Origin of the sequence: Streptomyces sp. NPDC002566, assembly GCF_042889585.1 — a bacterium.
Lineage (GTDB): Bacteria > Actinomycetota > Actinomycetes > Streptomycetales > Streptomycetaceae > Streptomyces.
Genome location: NZ_JBIARD010000004.1, coordinates 296931 through 312100, shown reverse-complemented (window position 1 = coordinate 312100; position 15170 = coordinate 296931). Strand labels below are relative to the sequence as shown.

Here is a 15170-nt window from a genome sequence, read left to right as displayed (position 1 = left end):
ACGCTCGCCGCGTTGTCGGGATCGCCCCGATACATCCAGTATCGGGGCGACCCTCCGCCTTGCGATCGCACGCACCAGACGCCGCCGGGCCCGCCCTTCGGGCGGACGACGCTACTTTCGAAACACGCCCTAGTTGTATTGACCCGCAGCGTTGTTCACACGGCTGATGGGTGGCTGGCCTTCGAGTGCGGTGTGGCAGCGATGGTAGTTGTAGCCGTGGAGGAAGTCGTCGAGGGCTGCGGTCCGCTCGTTGTTGCTGGTGTAGGGCCGTAGGTAGGCCCATTCGTCGAGCAGGGTGCGGTTGAAGCGTTCGACCTTGCCGTTGGTCTGCGGCCGGTAGATGCGGGTGAGCTTGCCGGCCGCGCCGAGGTCGGCCAGCGCCTGGCGCCAGGCGAAGCTCTTGCGGTAGGGCCAGGCGTTGTCGGTCAGGACCCGCTCGATGCGGTCGATGCCGCAGGCGGCGAAGAAGTCCGCGGCCCGGCGGAGGAAGCCGGCGCAGGTGGCGGCCTTCTCGTCGCCGTGGATCTCGCTGTATGCCAGGCGGCTGTGGTCGTCGACGGCGGAGTGGACGTAGTCGAAGCCCATCTTGCTGCGGGTGGCTCGGCCCGCTTGGCGGCCCAGTGTCTTGTGGCCGCCGCCGTCCGGGATACGGCCGAGTTTCTTGACGTCGACGTGGATGAGTTCGCCGGGCCGATCACGCTCGTAGCGGCGGATGACCTGGCCGGTGGGCCGGTCCAGGAAGGCCAGGCGGTTCAGGCCGTGGCGGACCAGGATCCGGTGCACCGTCGAGGCCGGCAGGTTCAGCATCGGTCCGAGGCGAGCCGGTCCGAGTTTGCGTGCCTGCCGCAGCATGCAGACCCGGGCCTCGACTGCTGCCGCAGTGCGGTGTGGTGTCGTACGGGGGCGGCTGGAGCGGTCGTGCAGCCCCTGTTCGCCCTCCGCACGCCAGCGGCGGATCCACTTGTGGGCGGTGGCACGGCAGATGCCCATTTCGGCCGCGACGTGCGCGACGGGGCGGCCACCGGAGACACGTTCGACGAGCAGGCGCCTGCCGTGAACGGTCAGCCGGGCATTACGGTGGGACACGAAGACCTCCGTGCGGTGCAGTCCTAGACAGCTCCACCACACCGGAGGTCTTCGCCATGATCAAGCACCGGCGAGTGTCAACAACGCTCATGATCAATACACCTAGGTCCCCGCGGAGCGTCAGCTCCGCCGGCGGATCTTGTCGCCCAGCCACACCAGGGGGTCGTACTTGCGGTCGACGGCACGCTCCTTCAGGGGGATCAGGGCGTTGTCGGTGATCTTGATGCCCTCGGGACAGACCTCCGTGCAGCACTTGGTGATGTTGCAGTAGCCGAGACCGTGGGCGTCCTGGGCGGTCTTCCTGCGGTCGAGGCCGCTCTCCTCGGCCGCGTCCAGCGGGTGCATGTCCAGCTCCGCGATCCGCATCAGGAAGCGGGGCCCCGCGAAGACCGGCTTGTTCTCCTCGTGGTCGCGGACCACATGGCAGGTGTCCTGGCACAGGAAGCACTCGATGCACTTGCGGAACTCCTGCGACCGGTCCACGTCCTCCTGGAACATGCGGTACTCGCCGGGAGCCACCCCCTCCGGCGGCACGAACGACGGGATCTCCCTGGCCTTGCGGTAGTTGAAGCCGACGTCGGTGACCAGGTCGCGGACGACCGGGAAGGCGCGCAGCGGTGTGACGGTGATCGTCTCGTCGCGGCCGAAGACGGACATGCGGGTCATGCACATGAGCCGGGGCCGTCCGTTGACCTCGGCCGAGCAGGAACCGCACTTGCCTGCCTTGCAGTTCCAGCGCACGGCGAGGTCGGGGGCCTGGGTGGCCTGGAGGCGGTGCACGATGTCGAGGACCACCTCGCCCTCGTTGACCTCGACCTCGAAGTCCTTCAGGCCGCCGCCCTCGACGTCGCCGCGCCACACTCTGAAGTGGGCCTGGTAGCCGCTCATCCGTACAGCTCCTCTTCGGCGAAGTACTTGACCAGCTCCTCCTTCTCGAAGAGGGCGAGCAGGTCGGGGCGGACGGGTTCGGTGGTCTCCCGTGACAGGACGATCTGCCCGCGGGACGGGTCGGCGGCGCCCTCCGGTCCGGCGGCCGGCTCGGCGGGCCGGCACAGCAGATTGACGTTGCGCCAGGCGCGTTCCATCGCCGGGTGGTCCTCACGGGTGTGGCCGCCGCGCGACTCGGTGCGTTCCAGCGCGGCCCGCGCCACGCACTCGCTCACCAGCAGCATGTTCCTGAGGTCCAGGGCGAGGTGCCAGCCCGGGTTGAACTGGCGGTGGCCCTCGACGCCGGCCCGCCGGGCCCGTACCCGCAGCTCCGCCAGTTTCTTCAGGGCCTGCTCCATCTCGCCCTGCCGGCGGATGATGCCGACCAGGTCGTTCATCGTCTGCTGGAGTTCCTGGTGGAGGGTGTACGGGTTCTCCGCGGGCGCCCCCGAGGGCTCCTCGGCGGAGAAGGGGCGCAGGGCCTCCGCGGCGGCCAGGTCGACCTGGGTGTCGTCGACCGGGGGGCGGGCCGCGGCGAGGGCCGCCGCGTACTCGGCGGCGTGCAGTCCCGCCCGGCGGCCGAACACCAGCAGGTCGGAGAGGGAGTTGCCGCCGAGCCGGTTGGAGCCGTGCATCCCGCCGGCCACCTCACCGGCCGCGTACAGCCCGAGCACCCCGCGCGCGGCGGCCGTGTCGGAGTCGACGGCGATGCCGCCCATCACGTAGTGGCAGGTCGGGCCGACCTCCATCGCCTCCGCGGTGATGTCGACGTCGGCGAGCTCCTTGAACTGGTGGTACATCGACGGCAGCCGCCGCTTGACGACCTCGGCGGGCATCCGCGTGGACACGTCGAGGAAGACGCCTCCGTGCGGTGAGCCCCGGCCCGCCTTCACCTCGGCGTTGATGGCGCGGGCGACCTCGTCGCGGGGGAGCAGTTCGGGGGGCCGCCGGTTGCGGTCGGGGTCGTCGTACCAGCGGTCGGCCTCGTCCTCGGACTCGGCGTACTTCTCCTTGAACACGTCCGGGATGTAGTCGAACATGAACCGCCGGCCCTCGGAGTTCTTGAGCACCCCGCCGTCGCCGCGCACGGACTCGGTGACGAGGATGCCCTTCACCGACGGCGGCCAGACCATGCCCGTCGGATGGAACTGCACGAACTCCATGTTCAGCAGGGGCGCGCCCGCGAGCAGGGCGAGCGCGTGGCCGTCGCCGGTGTACTCCCAGGAGTTCGACGTCACCTTGAAGGACTTGCCGATGCCGCCGGTCGCGATCACGACGGCGGGGGCTTCGAGGACGAGGAAGCGGCCGCTCTCACGCTCGTAGGCGAAGACCCCGCTGACGCGGGGGCCGTCCTTGAGGATCCGGGTGACCGTGCACTCCTGGAAGACCCTGAGGCGGGACTCGTGGTCGCCGGTCTCCTTGAAGTCCTCCTGCTGGAGGGCGACGATCTTCTGCTGGAGGGTGCGGATCAGCTCCAGGCCGGTGCGGTCTCCGACGTGCGCCAGGCGCGGGTACTCATGGCCGCCGAAGTTGCGCTGGGAGATCCGGCCGTCCGCGGTGCGGTCGAACAGGGCGCCCCAGGTCTCCAGCTCCCACACCCGCTGCGGCGCCTCCCGCGCGTGCAGCTCGGCCATCCGCCACTGGTTGAGGAACTTGCCCCCGCGCATGGTGTCGCGGAAGTGCACCTGCCAGGTGTCGTGCTCGTTGGCGTTGGCCATGGCCGCCGCGATGCCGCCCTCGGCCATCACGGTGTGCGCCTTGCCGAACAGCGACTTGCAGATCACGGCCGTGCGCGCGCCCCGCTCACGCGCCTCGACGGCGGCGCGCAGACCGGCGCCGCCGGCCCCGACCACGACGACGTCCCACTCCTGCCGGTCGACCACGGACATCACAAAGCCCCACTCGTCTAGAAGAAGCGCGGATCGGCGAAGGCGCCCGAGGCGACCAGGTACACGTAGAAGTCGGCGAGCGCGACGCTGACCAGCGACGCCCAGGCCAGCTGCATGTGGCGGGCGTTCAGCCTCCCCGCCCACTGCCACAGCCGGTAGCGCACGGGATGCCTGGAGAAGTGCTTGAGCTTGCCGCCCACGATGTGCCGGCAGGAGTGGCAGGAGAGCGTGTACGCCCAGATCAGCACGATGTTGACCAGGAAGACGAGGGTGCCCAGGCCCATGTGGCCCCACGCGTAGTGCTCGTCGCGGAAGGCGAGCACCGTGTCGTAGGTGAGGATGCCCGCGACGGGGAGCGCCGCGTAGAAGAAGTAGCGGTGGGCGTTCTGCAGGATCAGCGGGAAGCGGGTCTCGCCGGTGTACCGGCGGTGCGGTTCGGCGACCGCGCAGGCCGGCGGGGAGGCCCAGAAGCCCCGGTAGTACGCCTTGCGGTAGTAGTAGCAGGTCAGCCGGAAGCCCAGCGGGAAGATCAGGATGATGATCGCGGGCGAGATGCCCCACCAGCTGCCGAAGATCTCCCAGTTCGGGCCGGCGTGCATCGGCTCGCAGCGCTCGGCCAGACAGGGCGAGTAGAACGGCGAGACGTACGGCGCCGCGTAGTAGTGGGCGTCGGAGAAGGCCCGCCAGGTCGAGTACACGATGAAGGCGAGGAGTCCGGCGGCGGTGACGGCGGGGGCCAGCCACCAGCGGTCGGTGCGCAGATGGGGGGCGGTGATGGCGGCGCGCGTCGGGGTGCGCACGCCGCTCGGGGGACGGGGTTCCGTGCCTGTGGCCAACGTAAGGACGCACCTTTCGGGGATCGGTTCGTCTCCGGAGCGCGGCAGCCGGCGTCGGGCCCGCAGCGGGCCGGCCGGGTCGGATCAGGGCGCGTGCCGGCGCGCGCCGAAGCCCTCGTCGTCGGTGTCCACCCACAGGCTGTCGTCGTAGGGGGTGTCGGAGATGGTGACCAGCGGGGGCCTGTCCGCCGCGCCGGGCGACGCGGCCGCCGCGCGCAGCAGGGCGACGCTCTCCCGCAGATGGTCGGCGTCGGCGCGGACGCGGCGCATCTCCAGCCCGCCGCTGCCGAGCTGCTGCTCCAGACGGCCCACCGAGCGGGACAGGTCGTCGAGGCAGCGCTGTACCGCTGTCAGATCGTCGTGCACGGACATGACGTGACCTCACTTCCGCGGACCCGCGGGCCCTGGACGGCGACGCTCATGCGCCAGCGAGTGTTGCGCGTCACACGGGTGATGTGAAGGCGTGTGCGGCGATTGGCGGATTGTGCGCGCCTTGCCGCACGCCCGTACGCGCTCTGTGTGCGCCGGGAGCGCGCTTTGCTCCGCACGGGTGGGCTTGCGCCCCCGCGCCGCCGTGTCGCCCCCGGCTGAGGAAGCCTTTCCTCTTCAGTGGGCCGTAGATCTGATCAACTCCAAAATACCGCCGAATGTGAACATAACGCACGCGTGTCACGGGCGGCAGCGGCTCCCGGAGGTACCGGACATGTCCTATGACGGCGTCGGCCCGCGCGCGGTCATGCGCTCGGTCGCCTTCCTCACCGCGGGCGTCCTCGCGGTGACCACGCTGACCGCCTGCGGCTCCGAGGACCCGGCCGGAAAGCCGCTCGCCGCGCAGGACATCGCCGCGGCCGCCCGCTCCCAGGTCGCCGACGGCGGCACACTGCGCTGGGCGGTCGACACCGTGCCGGAGACCTTCAACACCTTCCAGGCGGACGCCGACGCCACCACCTCCCGGGTCGCCCAGGCCGTCCTGCCGTCGATGTTCCGGCTCGACGCCGACGGCCGGCCGCGGCTGAACACCGACTACCTGGAGTCCGCCGAGGTCGTCGACACCGAGCCCAAGCAGGTCGTCCTCTACCGGCTCGCCCAGCAGGCCGTGTGGAGCGACGGCCGGGAGATCGGCGCCGCCGACTTCGCCGCCCAGTGGCGCGCCCTGTCCGGCAAGGACAGTGCCTACTGGACCGCCCGCAACGCCGGCTACGACCGGATCGAGAAGGTCGAACGCGGCAAGAACGACCTGGAGGTCAAGGTCACCTTCAGCCGCGCCTACGCCGACTGGCGCTCGCTGTTCACCCCGCTCTACCCGAAGGACGTCATGGGCACCCCCGACTCCTTCAACGACGGGGCGCGCGGCAAGCTCAAGGTGACCGCCGGGCCCTTCGGCATCGAGCAGGTGGACCGCCCCGGCGGCCGCATCCTGCTGACCCGCAACCCGCGCTGGTGGGGCGAGCCCGCGAAGCTCTCCGAGATCGCGCTGACGGCCGTGCCGCGTGAGCGGCGCGCCGACGCCCTCGCCGCCGGCTCCGTCGACCTCGCCGAGATCGACCCGGCCGCCGCCCGCCGCGTCGAGGAGGCCGCCCGGGGCGCGGCGGGACCGCTGAGCACCACCGGCTCCGGACGCACCGCCGCCAAGGCGCCGAACCCCCCTGCACAGGGCGACGCGGCGGACGCGACGCTGGGCGAGTACGAGGTGCGCAAGTCGCTGGAGCCCGCCTACACCCAGCTCGCCCTGAACGGCGCCGACGGCCCGCTCGCCGACGAACGGGTGCGCCGCGCGGTGGCCCGGGCGCTGGACCGGGCGGATCTGGCGAAGGCGGTCCTCGGGCCGCTGGGCCTGCCCGCCGTGCCCGTCGGCAGCCACCTCGCGCTGTCCGGGCAGGAGGCGTACGCCGACGGCAGCGGCGCCCTCGGCGGGCAGGACGCCAAGGAGGCGCGGGCCCTGCTCGCGGACGCCGGCTGGGTGCCGGGCGGCCCGGTGAAGGAGGAGAAGAAGGCCGAGAAGGCGGCCGGCTCCGAGGGCGGCAAGGCCGGCGCGCGCTCCTCGCAGAAGGAGTCCGCGGGCGGCGACGACGGCACGTACATCGTCGGCGAGGACGACAAGGCGGGCCGGGAACAGGGGCACCTGCGCGGCACGGCGGCCGGCGAGGAGGGCGGACGGCAGCTCGCCCAGGACGGCAAGCAGTACGTCAACAAGCACGGCGCGCCCGGCGCGTACGCCCCCCGGGGCACGGCCGCCCCGGCCGGCGCGGCGCACGGCGGCCTCGCCAAGGACGGCAAGGCGCTCACCCTGCGGTTCGTGCTGCCGTCCGGGCCGGGCTCGGCGCCCCTGCACACCGTCGCCGCGCGGATCGTGTCCATGCTGGAGAAGGTCGGCATCAGGACCGAGGTCACCAAGGTCGCCGACGACAGCTACTTCAAGGACCACATCGCCTCCGGCCAGTACGACCTCGCCCTGTACTCCTGGCCGGCCTCGGCGTTCCCGGCCACCGACGCCCGGCCGATCTACGCCAAGCCGGTCCCGGCCGCCGACGGGTCGCTCACCGTCGAGCAGAACTACACCCGGGTCGGCACCGACCAGGTGGACCAGCTGTTCGACCAGGCGGTCTCCACCCTGGACGAGGAGGAGCGGCGGTCCCTGATCCGCAAGGCCGACGCCCGGATCTGGGCCGCCGCCGGATCGATTCCCCTCTACCAGCGCCCCCAGCTCACGGCGGTGCGCAAGAACCTCGCCAACGCCGGAGCGTTCGGTTTCCAGACCCCCGTCTACGAGGACATGGGCTTCCTGAAGAAGGGCGCCGCGGGTCCGGCGAAGCCGTCGGCGAAGTGACCCCCGTGGCCCTGCGGAGAACGCCCCCCGCCGGGCCACGTACCATGGGGTGAGGCCGTGGCATGTCAAGCCCGGCAGGGCCCGCGTAACACAGACGTACGTGCAGGCCTTCCTCACACTCCGGGAGAACGCCGCTTTATGGCCGTGTCCGCAACACGTCACGACATCCGCAACGTAGCCATCGTCGCCCACGTCGACCACGGCAAGACGACCATCGTCGACGGCATGCTGAAGCAGGCCGGGGCCTTCGCCGCCCACCAGCTCGACTCCGTCGACGACCGCATGATGGACTCGAACGACCTGGAGCGTGAGAAGGGCATCACGATCCTCGCCAAGAACACGGCGGTGAAGTACCACCCCAAGGACGGCGGCGAGCCGATCACCATCAACATCATCGACACCCCCGGCCACGCCGACTTCGGCGGCGAGGTCGAGCGCGGTCTGTCGATGGTCGACGGTGTCGTCCTCCTCGTCGACGCCTCCGAGGGCCCGCTGCCGCAGACCCGCTTCGTGCTCCGCAAGGCGCTCCAGCAGCGGCTGCCCGTCATCCTGTGCATCAACAAGACGGACCGCCCGGACTCCCGGATCGACGAGGTCGTCAACGAGACCTACGACCTCTTCCTCGACCTGGACGCGGACGAGGAGCAGATCGAGTTCCCGATCGTGTACGCCTGCGGCCGTGACGGCATCGCGTCGCTGACCAAGCCGGAGAACGGCACGGTCCCGGCCGACTCCACCAGCCTGGAGCCGTTCTTCTCCACCATCCTGGAGCACATCCCGGCCCCGACCTACGACGAGGCCGCCCCGCTCCAGGCCCACGTCACCAACCTGGACGCCGACAACTTCCTGGGCCGTATCGCGCTGCTCCGCGTCGAGCAGGGCGAGCTGCGCAAGGGCCAGACGGTCGCCTGGATCAAGCGTGACGGCTCCATCAGCAACGTTCGCATCACCGAACTGATGATGACCGAGGCGCTCACCCGCAAGCCCGCCGAGAAGGCCGGCCCGGGTGACATCTGCGCCGTCGCCGGTATCCCGGAGATCATGATCGGTGAGACCCTCGCGGACCCCGAGAACCCGATCCCGCTGCCGCTGATCACGGTCGACGAGCCGGCCATCTCCATGGTCATCGGCACCAACACCTCCCCGCTGGTCGGCCGTGGCGGCACCGGCAAGGGCGCCGACGCGAAGGCGGTCGTCAAGGACCGCAAGGTCACCGCCCGCCAGGTCAAGGACCGCCTCGACCGCGAGCTGATCGGTAACGTCTCGCTGCGCGTGCTGGACACCGAGCGTCCGGACGCCTGGGAGGTCCAGGGCCGCGGTGAGCTGGCGCTCGCCATCCTGGTCGAGCAGATGCGCCGCGAGGGCTTCGAGCTGACCATCGGCAAGCCCCAGGTGGTCACCAAGGAAGTCGACGGCAAGACCTACGAGCCGGTCGAGCGCATGACGATCGACGTGCCCGAGGAGCACATGGGCGCCGTCACCCAGCTCATGGGCGTCCGCAAGGGCCGGATGGACAACATGTCCAACCACGGCTCCGGCTGGGTGCGCATGGAGTTCGTGGTGCCCTCGCGCGGTCTGATCGGCTTCCGTACCGAATTCCTGACCCAGACCCGTGGCACGGGTATCGGCCACTCCATCCACGAGGGTTTCGAGCCCTGGTTCGGCACGCTCCAGACCCGTAACAACGGCTCCCTGGTCGCCGACCGCTCCGGCGCCGTCACCGCGTTCGCGATGACGAACCTCCAGGAGCGCGGTGTGCTGTTCACCGACCCGGGCACCGAGGTGTACGAGGGCATGATCGTCGGTGAGAACTCGCGTTCCGACGACATGGACGTGAACATCACCAAGGAGAAGAAGCTCACGAACATGCGGTCGTCCTCGGCCGACTCGTTCGAGGCGATCGTTCCGCCGCGCAAGCTGTCGCTGGAGCAGTCCCTGGAGTTCTGCCGCGACGACGAGTGCGTCGAGGTGACCCCGGAGGCGGTCCGCATCCGCAAGGTCGTCCTCGACCAGCGCGACCGCGCCCGCACCGCGAGCCGCGCCAAGCACGGCTGACGCCGGACGGCGCCCCGGCGGGCGCCCTCTGCGCATCCCTCGTCGCCCGGTCCGCCCTGTCCGGCGGGCCGGGCCTCAGGCATGCCGCCGGGCAGCCGGCCGGCGGGTCGTCCCCAGGGGTGGGCGACGGCGTGTCCGGGTGACGGACCATCACCCGGACGGCGCAGTCCGGATACCGGTGAATCAGCGATCGCGTTTCGGACATGTAAACCGAAACCTGTCAGTTAATGTCCGTTTTGACGGTTGTTCATCCTGGCTGTCAAGCGCGCTCAGGTGTCGGTCTGCGCAATTTTTCCTCAAAATATCGGCGGTAGGGAGATCCCTATGTCTTCCGCCCTTGACGCGCGTTGAACACTTTGGCGAAAGTTCCCCCAAACCACAGAACCTGCCGGTATCTGTGCTGCGCTCAACTCTCAACCCCCCGGGGGAAGAACAAACATGACCAGTCCAGCCAAGGCTGAGGGCACCGGGCCGTCGATCGCCTTGGAGCCCGAGCTCGAGCCGAACCCCGTTCCCGCCAAGGACGAGAAGAAGCTCGAGGGCCGTTCTCCCGGCCAGTTGATGTGGCAGCGCTTCAAGCGTGACCGTACCGGTGTCATCTGCGCGTGGGTAGTGATTATCTACTTCGTCATCGCGCTGGCGGCGCCGCTGCTGGTCAAGCTGAGCGGGACCGACCCGTACACGCTGTACGGCCAGGACCCGACCTACTCGGACAAGCCCGTCCTGGACGAGTTCGGGCTGCCTCTGGGGTGGTTCGGGGGGATCTCGGGGGACCACTGGTTCGGTGTGGAGCCGCAGTTCGGCCGTGACGTGTTCGCCATGCTGGTCTACGGCATGCGCACCTCGCTGTTCATGGCGCTCGGCGTGACCACCCTGCTGATGACGACGGGCATCGTCATCGGCCTGATCGGCGGCTACTTCGGTGGCCGTACCGACTACTGGATCGGCCGGGTCACGGACTTCTTCCTGTCCTTCCCGCAGCAGCTGTTCTTCATCGCCTTCATGCCCGTGGTGACCTCGTTCTTCGTGGACCCGCGGGAGGAGACGCCCACCTACTTCCGGGCGCTGGCGATGCTGATCGTGCTCTGGCTGCTGGGCTGGATGAGCATGGCCCGACTGGTCCGCTCCACCGTGCTGTCCCTGCGGGAGCGCGAGTTCGTGGAGGCGGCGAAGGTCTCCGGGGCCTCGCCCGGCCGGATCGTCCGCAAGGAGATCCTGCCCAACGTGGTCACGCCGATCCTGGTGCAGTTCACGTACCAGCTGCCCAGCACCATCCTCACCATCGCCTTCCTGTCCTTCGCGGGCGTCGGCTTCGTCGAGCCGACCCCGGACTGGGGCCGTCTGTTCGCGGCCGGCTCCAGCTACGCGCAGCAGGACCCCGCCTTCATCTTCTTCCCGGGCGTGGCGCTGGTGATCTTCGTCCTGGCCTTCAACCTCCTCGGAGACTCGGTGCGGGACGCCTTCGACCCCAAGTCCGGGCGGTAACCGTCCATTGGTGGGGGGTGACTGCCGCCCCCGCGTCGGCCTACCAGCCGCGTCAGGCAGTACTCATGGATAACAACCGACAGGTAGGTGTTTTCGCCATCATGAAGCCGTTCACCTCACGCAGGGCGCGTGCCGTCGTGGTCGCCATCGCGGCCGGCTCGCTGGCGCTCACGGGCTGCTCCGAGAACAAGGGCAGCAAGTCCAGCGGCGACTCCAAGAAGGACCAGGCGGAAGCCGCGACCCAGTCGAAGCCGGTCACGTACAGCGACGCGGCGGGCTCCACCGGTCCCGCCAAGGAGATCCCCGGCGCCAAGAGCGGCGGCACGGTCACGGTCTACCAGGAGGCGGGCCTCTCCCACCTCGACCCGAGCCAGATCTACGTCTCGGACGCCGGTCAGGTCGCCAACCTGCTCTTCCGCCGCCTGACCCAGTTCCAGGAGGACGACAAGGGCAACGTCTCGGTCGCCGGCGACATCGCCACCGACTCGGGCAAGTCCTCCGACGGCGGCAAGACCTGGACCTTCACGCTGAAGGACGGCGTCAAGGACGCCAACGGCAACGTGATCACCTCGGCCGACGTCCGCCACACCGTCGAGCGCCAGTTCGCGAAGTTCATCTTCGACGGCCCGCCCTACCTGCAGACCTGGCTCGCGGGCAAGAAGTACGAGGCGGACTACCGCAAGCTCCTGCCGGGCGGCGGCTTCGACGGCAAGCACCTGCCGGCCACCGTGCTGGACACCCCGGACGCGAAGACGGTGATCTTCCACTTCGACACCGCCCGCCCCGACCTGCCGCAGACGCTGGCCATGGCCGGCTACGGCATCGTCCCGGCGAAGACGGACACGAAGGAGAAGTACGACAAGGCCCCGGTCGCCACGGGCCCGTACAAGATCGCTTCGTACAAGGCCGGCAAGTCCCTGGTGCTCGTCAAGAACACCAACTGGGACCCGAAGACCGACTCCGTGCGCCACCAGTACCCGGACGGCTTCAACTTCCAGTTCGGCGTCACCGAGGCCACCCAGACCCAGCGTCTGATCGCCGACCAGGGCGGCGACAAGAACGCCATCCAGCTCACCGGCGCGGTCGAGGCCACCCAGATCCAGAAGGTCATCAGCACCCCGTCGGTCAACTCCCGCACGGTGAAGGGCTACCAGCCCTACGTCATGCAGCTGAGCTTCAACCTGGACCGGGTGAAGAACAAGGCGGTCCGCGAGGCCGTCACCTACGCGGTGAACTCCAAGTCCCTCATCGCCGGTGAGGGCGGTGTCTACGGCGGTGACGTGGCCCCTAACTACTTCGCCCCGACCCTGCCGGGCTACGAGCCCAAGTACGACCCGTACGGCCGTCTGAAGACCCCCCAGGGCAACGTGGCCAAGGCCAAGGAGCTCCTGAAGGACATCCCGGCCGCCGAGAAGAAGCTCGTCTTCGCCTACTCCAACAGCTCGGCCGGCCAGAAGCGCAAGGTCGCCATCGAGGACGCGCTGACCAAGGCGGGCTTCGAGGTCGTCTCCAAGGAGGTCGACTCCGCGAGCTACTACGAGCAGATCGGCAAGGTCAACAACCCGTACGACATCTACATCACGGGTTGGGGCCAGGACTGGCCGTCGGCGGGCACCGTGATCACGCCGATCTACGACCCGAGCCTGGTCTCCGACGGTTCGCCGAACTACTCGCACACCAAGGACCCGAAGGTCAAGGCCCTCATCCAGAAGGCGCTGACCCAGGAGCCGGTCGAGGCCGCGAAGACCTGGAAGGAGGCCCAGCACTACCTGCTGGAGACCGTCCTGCCGTCCGCTCCGCTGTGGTACACGAAGCAGTTCCAGCTCTCCGGCTCCAACGTCGGCGGAACCCGCTACGGCTCGGTGTCCAGCCTGCTGGACATCAACCGCATCTTCCTGAAGTCGTAACTCTCTACGGCTGATCGGCGGGGGCGCGCACCAGGCGGAGCGCGCCCCCGCACCTCCGTGAAACCTCCCACCGTCTCCGCAGAGAGCAGCCTCCCCGCCATGTTTCAGTTCATCATCCGGCGCACGGTCGGTGCCGTCGTCACCCTGTTCCTCATCGGCGCCGCCACGTTCTTCCTGTTCGTCGCCGCGCCCTCCGACTACGCGTCCCTGGCCTGTGGCAAGGACTGCTCTCCGCAGCGACTCGAGGACATCCGTACGGCTCTCGGCCTGAACCTGCCGCTGCACACGCAGTTCTGGGACTTCATGACCGGCATCGTGATGGGCCGTGACTTCCCCGCCGGGCACTGCGACGCGCCCTGCCTCGGCATGTCGTTCTACTCGGGCGACCCGGTCTGGTCCACCATCCTGGACCGCTTCCCGACCACCCTGACCCTCACCCTGGGCGGCGCGGTCGTCTTCCTCGTCGTCGGCGTCGGCGCGGGCATGCTCGCCGCGTACAAGCGCGGCTCGTTCGTCGACAAGCTCGCCACCGGCGGGTCGATGGTGCTCAGCTCGTTCCAGATCTACTTCCTCGGCCCGATCGTCCTGATCATCTTCGTCTACAGCACGGGCTGGATGGAGAACTCCCAGTACCACCCGATCACCGAGGACCCGGTCGCCTGGTTCACGGGCATGCTGCTGCCCACACTGGTGATGGCCACCATCTTCACCGCCCAGTACACGCGTATGGCCCGCTCGTCGATGATCGAGCAGCTCTCCGAGGAGCACGTGCGCACCGCCCGCGCCAAGGGCATGCCCCGCAAGTACGTGTTCTTCCGCTACGCCTGGCGCGGTTCGCTCATCCCGATCGTCACCGTTCTCGGTATGGACATCAGCGGCATGCTGGGCGGCGCCGTGGTCACCGAGCTCACCTTCTCCCTCCAGGGGATCGGCCGCCTCGCCGTCGACGGCGCGCAGACCAAGGACCTGCCGCTGACCATGGGCGTCATGCTGTTCGGTGCCTTCTTCATCCTGATCTTCAACATCCTCACCGACATCGCGTACGCCTACATCGACCCGCGCGTCCGGCTCTCCTAGGAAGAACGAACCACCGTGACCACACTGACCAAGACCGAGGACGCCCCGGCCCCCACCGGCCCGGAGAGCTTTCTGTCGGTGCGTGATCTGAAGGTGCGGTTCTCCACCGAGGACGGCATCGTCAAGGCGGTCGACGGCCTGTCCTTCGACGTCGAGCGCGGCAAGACCCTGGGCATCGTCGGCGAGTCCGGCTCCGGCAAGTCCGTCACCAACCTGACGGTCCTCGGCCTTCACAACCCCCGCAGCACCACCGTCGACGGCGAGATCGTCCTCGACGGCCAGGAACTCGTCACCGCCTCGGAGAAGGAGCTGGAGCGGCTCCGCGGCAACAAGATGGCGATGATCTTCCAGGACCCGCTGACCGCGCTGTCCCCGTACTACACGGTGGGCCGGCAGCTGTCCGAGCCGTACATCAAGCACATGGGCGCCTCCAAGAAGGAGGCGAAGGCCCGGGCGATCCAGATGCTGGAGAAGGTCGGCATCCCGCAGCCCAAGGCGCGCTTCGACGACTACCCGCACCAGTTCTCCGGCGGTATGCGCCAGCGCGCGATGATCGCCATGGCGCTGATGTGCGACCCGCAGCTGCTGATCGCCGACGAGCCCACCACCGCGCTGGACGTGACCGTGCAGGCCCAGATCCTGGACCTGCTCAAGGACCTCCAGCAGGAGTTCGGCTCCGCGATCATCTTCATCACCCACGACCTCGGCGTGATCTCCAACATGGCCGACGACCTGCTGGTGATGTACGCGGGCCGGGCCGTGGAGCGCGGCACCGTGCGCGAGGTCATGAGCGCGCCCCGCCACCCCTACACCTGGGGGCTGCTCAGCTCGATGCCGCGACTGGACAGCGACGTGGACGAGGCGCTCGTGCCGATCCCCGGCTCGCCGCCCTCGCTGCTCAACCCGCCCTCCGGCTGCCCCTTTCACCCGCGGTGCGCCTTCAAGGACGAGGTGCCGGGCACCCTGTGCACCGACAGCCGCCCGCCGCTGGGCGAGGGCCGGGCGTCCGCCTGCCATCTGACGGCCGAGCAGAAGCAGGCCATCTTCATCGACAAGATCCAGCCCCGGCTGCGCTAGGGAG

Annotated in this window: 11 protein-coding genes; 6 read left to right on the top strand and 5 right to left on the bottom strand. The window is 69.2% G+C overall.

Annotated features, from left to right (window positions below):
• Positions 1–129: 129 nt before the first annotated feature.
• The 5 genes from ACFYXA_RS18595 to ACFYXA_RS18575 form a co-directional block, all read right to left on the bottom strand.
• A complete protein-coding gene (locus ACFYXA_RS18595) occupies positions 130–1086 on the bottom strand; it encodes an IS481 family transposase (protein WP_389033961.1) in 957 nt (318 codons plus the stop codon).
• A 120-nt stretch (positions 1087–1206) separates the two neighbouring features.
• Positions 1207–1974 carry a succinate dehydrogenase/fumarate reductase iron-sulfur subunit gene (locus ACFYXA_RS18590; protein WP_352246707.1) on the bottom strand — a complete coding sequence of 256 codons (768 nt, stop codon included), beginning with the start codon at positions 1972–1974 and terminating at the stop codon, positions 1207–1209.
• Positions 1971–3902 (bottom strand): fumarate reductase/succinate dehydrogenase flavoprotein subunit, encoded by a 1932-nt coding sequence (locus ACFYXA_RS18585; RefSeq protein WP_389033956.1) that lies wholly within the window; start codon positions 3900–3902, stop codon positions 1971–1973. Before ACFYXA_RS18585 ends, ACFYXA_RS18590 begins: the two co-directional genes overlap by 4 nt.
• A 17-nt stretch (positions 3903–3919) precedes the next feature.
• Positions 3920–4738, bottom strand: coding sequence for a hypothetical protein (locus ACFYXA_RS18580; protein ID WP_389033953.1), 819 nt, complete (start codon positions 4736–4738; stop codon positions 3920–3922).
• 84 nt (positions 4739–4822) lie between these two features.
• A complete protein-coding gene (locus tag ACFYXA_RS18575) occupies positions 4823–5110 on the bottom strand; it encodes a hypothetical protein (RefSeq protein ID WP_352246704.1) in 288 nt (95 codons plus the stop codon).
• Between the two features lie 331 nt (positions 5111–5441).
• On the opposite strand from ACFYXA_RS18575, the gene ACFYXA_RS18570 reads away from it, so the two are divergent.
• The 6 genes from ACFYXA_RS18570 (at position 5442) to ACFYXA_RS18545 (ending at position 15166) form a co-directional block, all read left to right on the top strand.
• Positions 5442–7565 carry an ABC transporter family substrate-binding protein gene (locus ACFYXA_RS18570; protein ID WP_389033948.1) on the top strand — a complete coding sequence of 708 codons (2124 nt, stop codon included), beginning with the start codon at positions 5442–5444 and terminating at the stop codon, positions 7563–7565.
• 138 nt (positions 7566–7703) lie between these two features.
• Positions 7704–9620: a translational GTPase TypA gene (gene typA, locus ACFYXA_RS18565; protein ID WP_352246702.1), complete on the top strand. Its 1917-nt coding sequence runs from the start codon at positions 7704–7706 to the stop codon at positions 9618–9620.
• A gap of 438 nt (positions 9621–10058) precedes the next feature.
• Positions 10059–11105, top strand: coding sequence for an ABC transporter permease (locus tag ACFYXA_RS18560; protein WP_352246701.1), 1047 nt, complete (start codon positions 10059–10061; stop codon positions 11103–11105).
• Positions 11106–11206: 101 nt separating this feature from the next.
• The gene (locus ACFYXA_RS18555) at positions 11207–13012 is read left to right on the top strand and encodes an ABC transporter substrate-binding protein (RefSeq protein ID WP_351094872.1); all 1806 of its coding nucleotides are present in this window, start codon (positions 11207–11209) and stop codon (positions 13010–13012) included.
• A 99-nt stretch (positions 13013–13111) separates the two neighbouring features.
• The gene (locus tag ACFYXA_RS18550; protein ID WP_352246699.1) at positions 13112–14089 is read left to right on the top strand and encodes an ABC transporter permease; all 978 of its coding nucleotides are present in this window, start codon (positions 13112–13114) and stop codon (positions 14087–14089) included.
• A gap of 15 nt (positions 14090–14104) precedes the next feature.
• Complete coding sequence (locus tag ACFYXA_RS18545) at positions 14105–15166, top strand: ABC transporter ATP-binding protein (RefSeq protein ID WP_352246698.1); 1062 nt, start codon at positions 14105–14107, stop codon at positions 15164–15166.
• Positions 15167–15170 lie beyond the last annotated feature (4 nt).

Excerpts from the sequence above, each read along its gene's own strand:
- ACFYXA_RS18585 (WP_389033956.1), bottom strand. The coding sequence starts at position 3,902 with ATGTCCGTGGTCGACCGGCAGGAGTGGGACGTCGTCGTGGTCGGGGCC.
- ACFYXA_RS18550 (WP_352246699.1), top strand. The coding sequence starts at position 13,112 with ATGTTTCAGTTCATCATCCGGCGCACGGTCGGTGCCGTCGTCACCCTG.
- ACFYXA_RS18590 (WP_352246707.1), bottom strand. The coding sequence starts at position 1,974 with ATGAGCGGCTACCAGGCCCACTTCAGAGTGTGGCGCGGCGACGTCGAG.
- ACFYXA_RS18555 (WP_351094872.1), top strand. The coding sequence starts at position 11,207 with ATGAAGCCGTTCACCTCACGCAGGGCGCGTGCCGTCGTGGTCGCCATC.
- ACFYXA_RS18560 (WP_352246701.1), top strand. The coding sequence starts at position 10,059 with ATGACCAGTCCAGCCAAGGCTGAGGGCACCGGGCCGTCGATCGCCTTG.
- ACFYXA_RS18575 (WP_352246704.1), bottom strand. The coding sequence starts at position 5,110 with ATGTCCGTGCACGACGATCTGACAGCGGTACAGCGCTGCCTCGACGAC.
- typA (WP_352246702.1), top strand. The coding sequence starts at position 7,704 with ATGGCCGTGTCCGCAACACGTCACGACATCCGCAACGTAGCCATCGTC.
- ACFYXA_RS18570 (WP_389033948.1), top strand. The coding sequence starts at position 5,442 with ATGTCCTATGACGGCGTCGGCCCGCGCGCGGTCATGCGCTCGGTCGCC.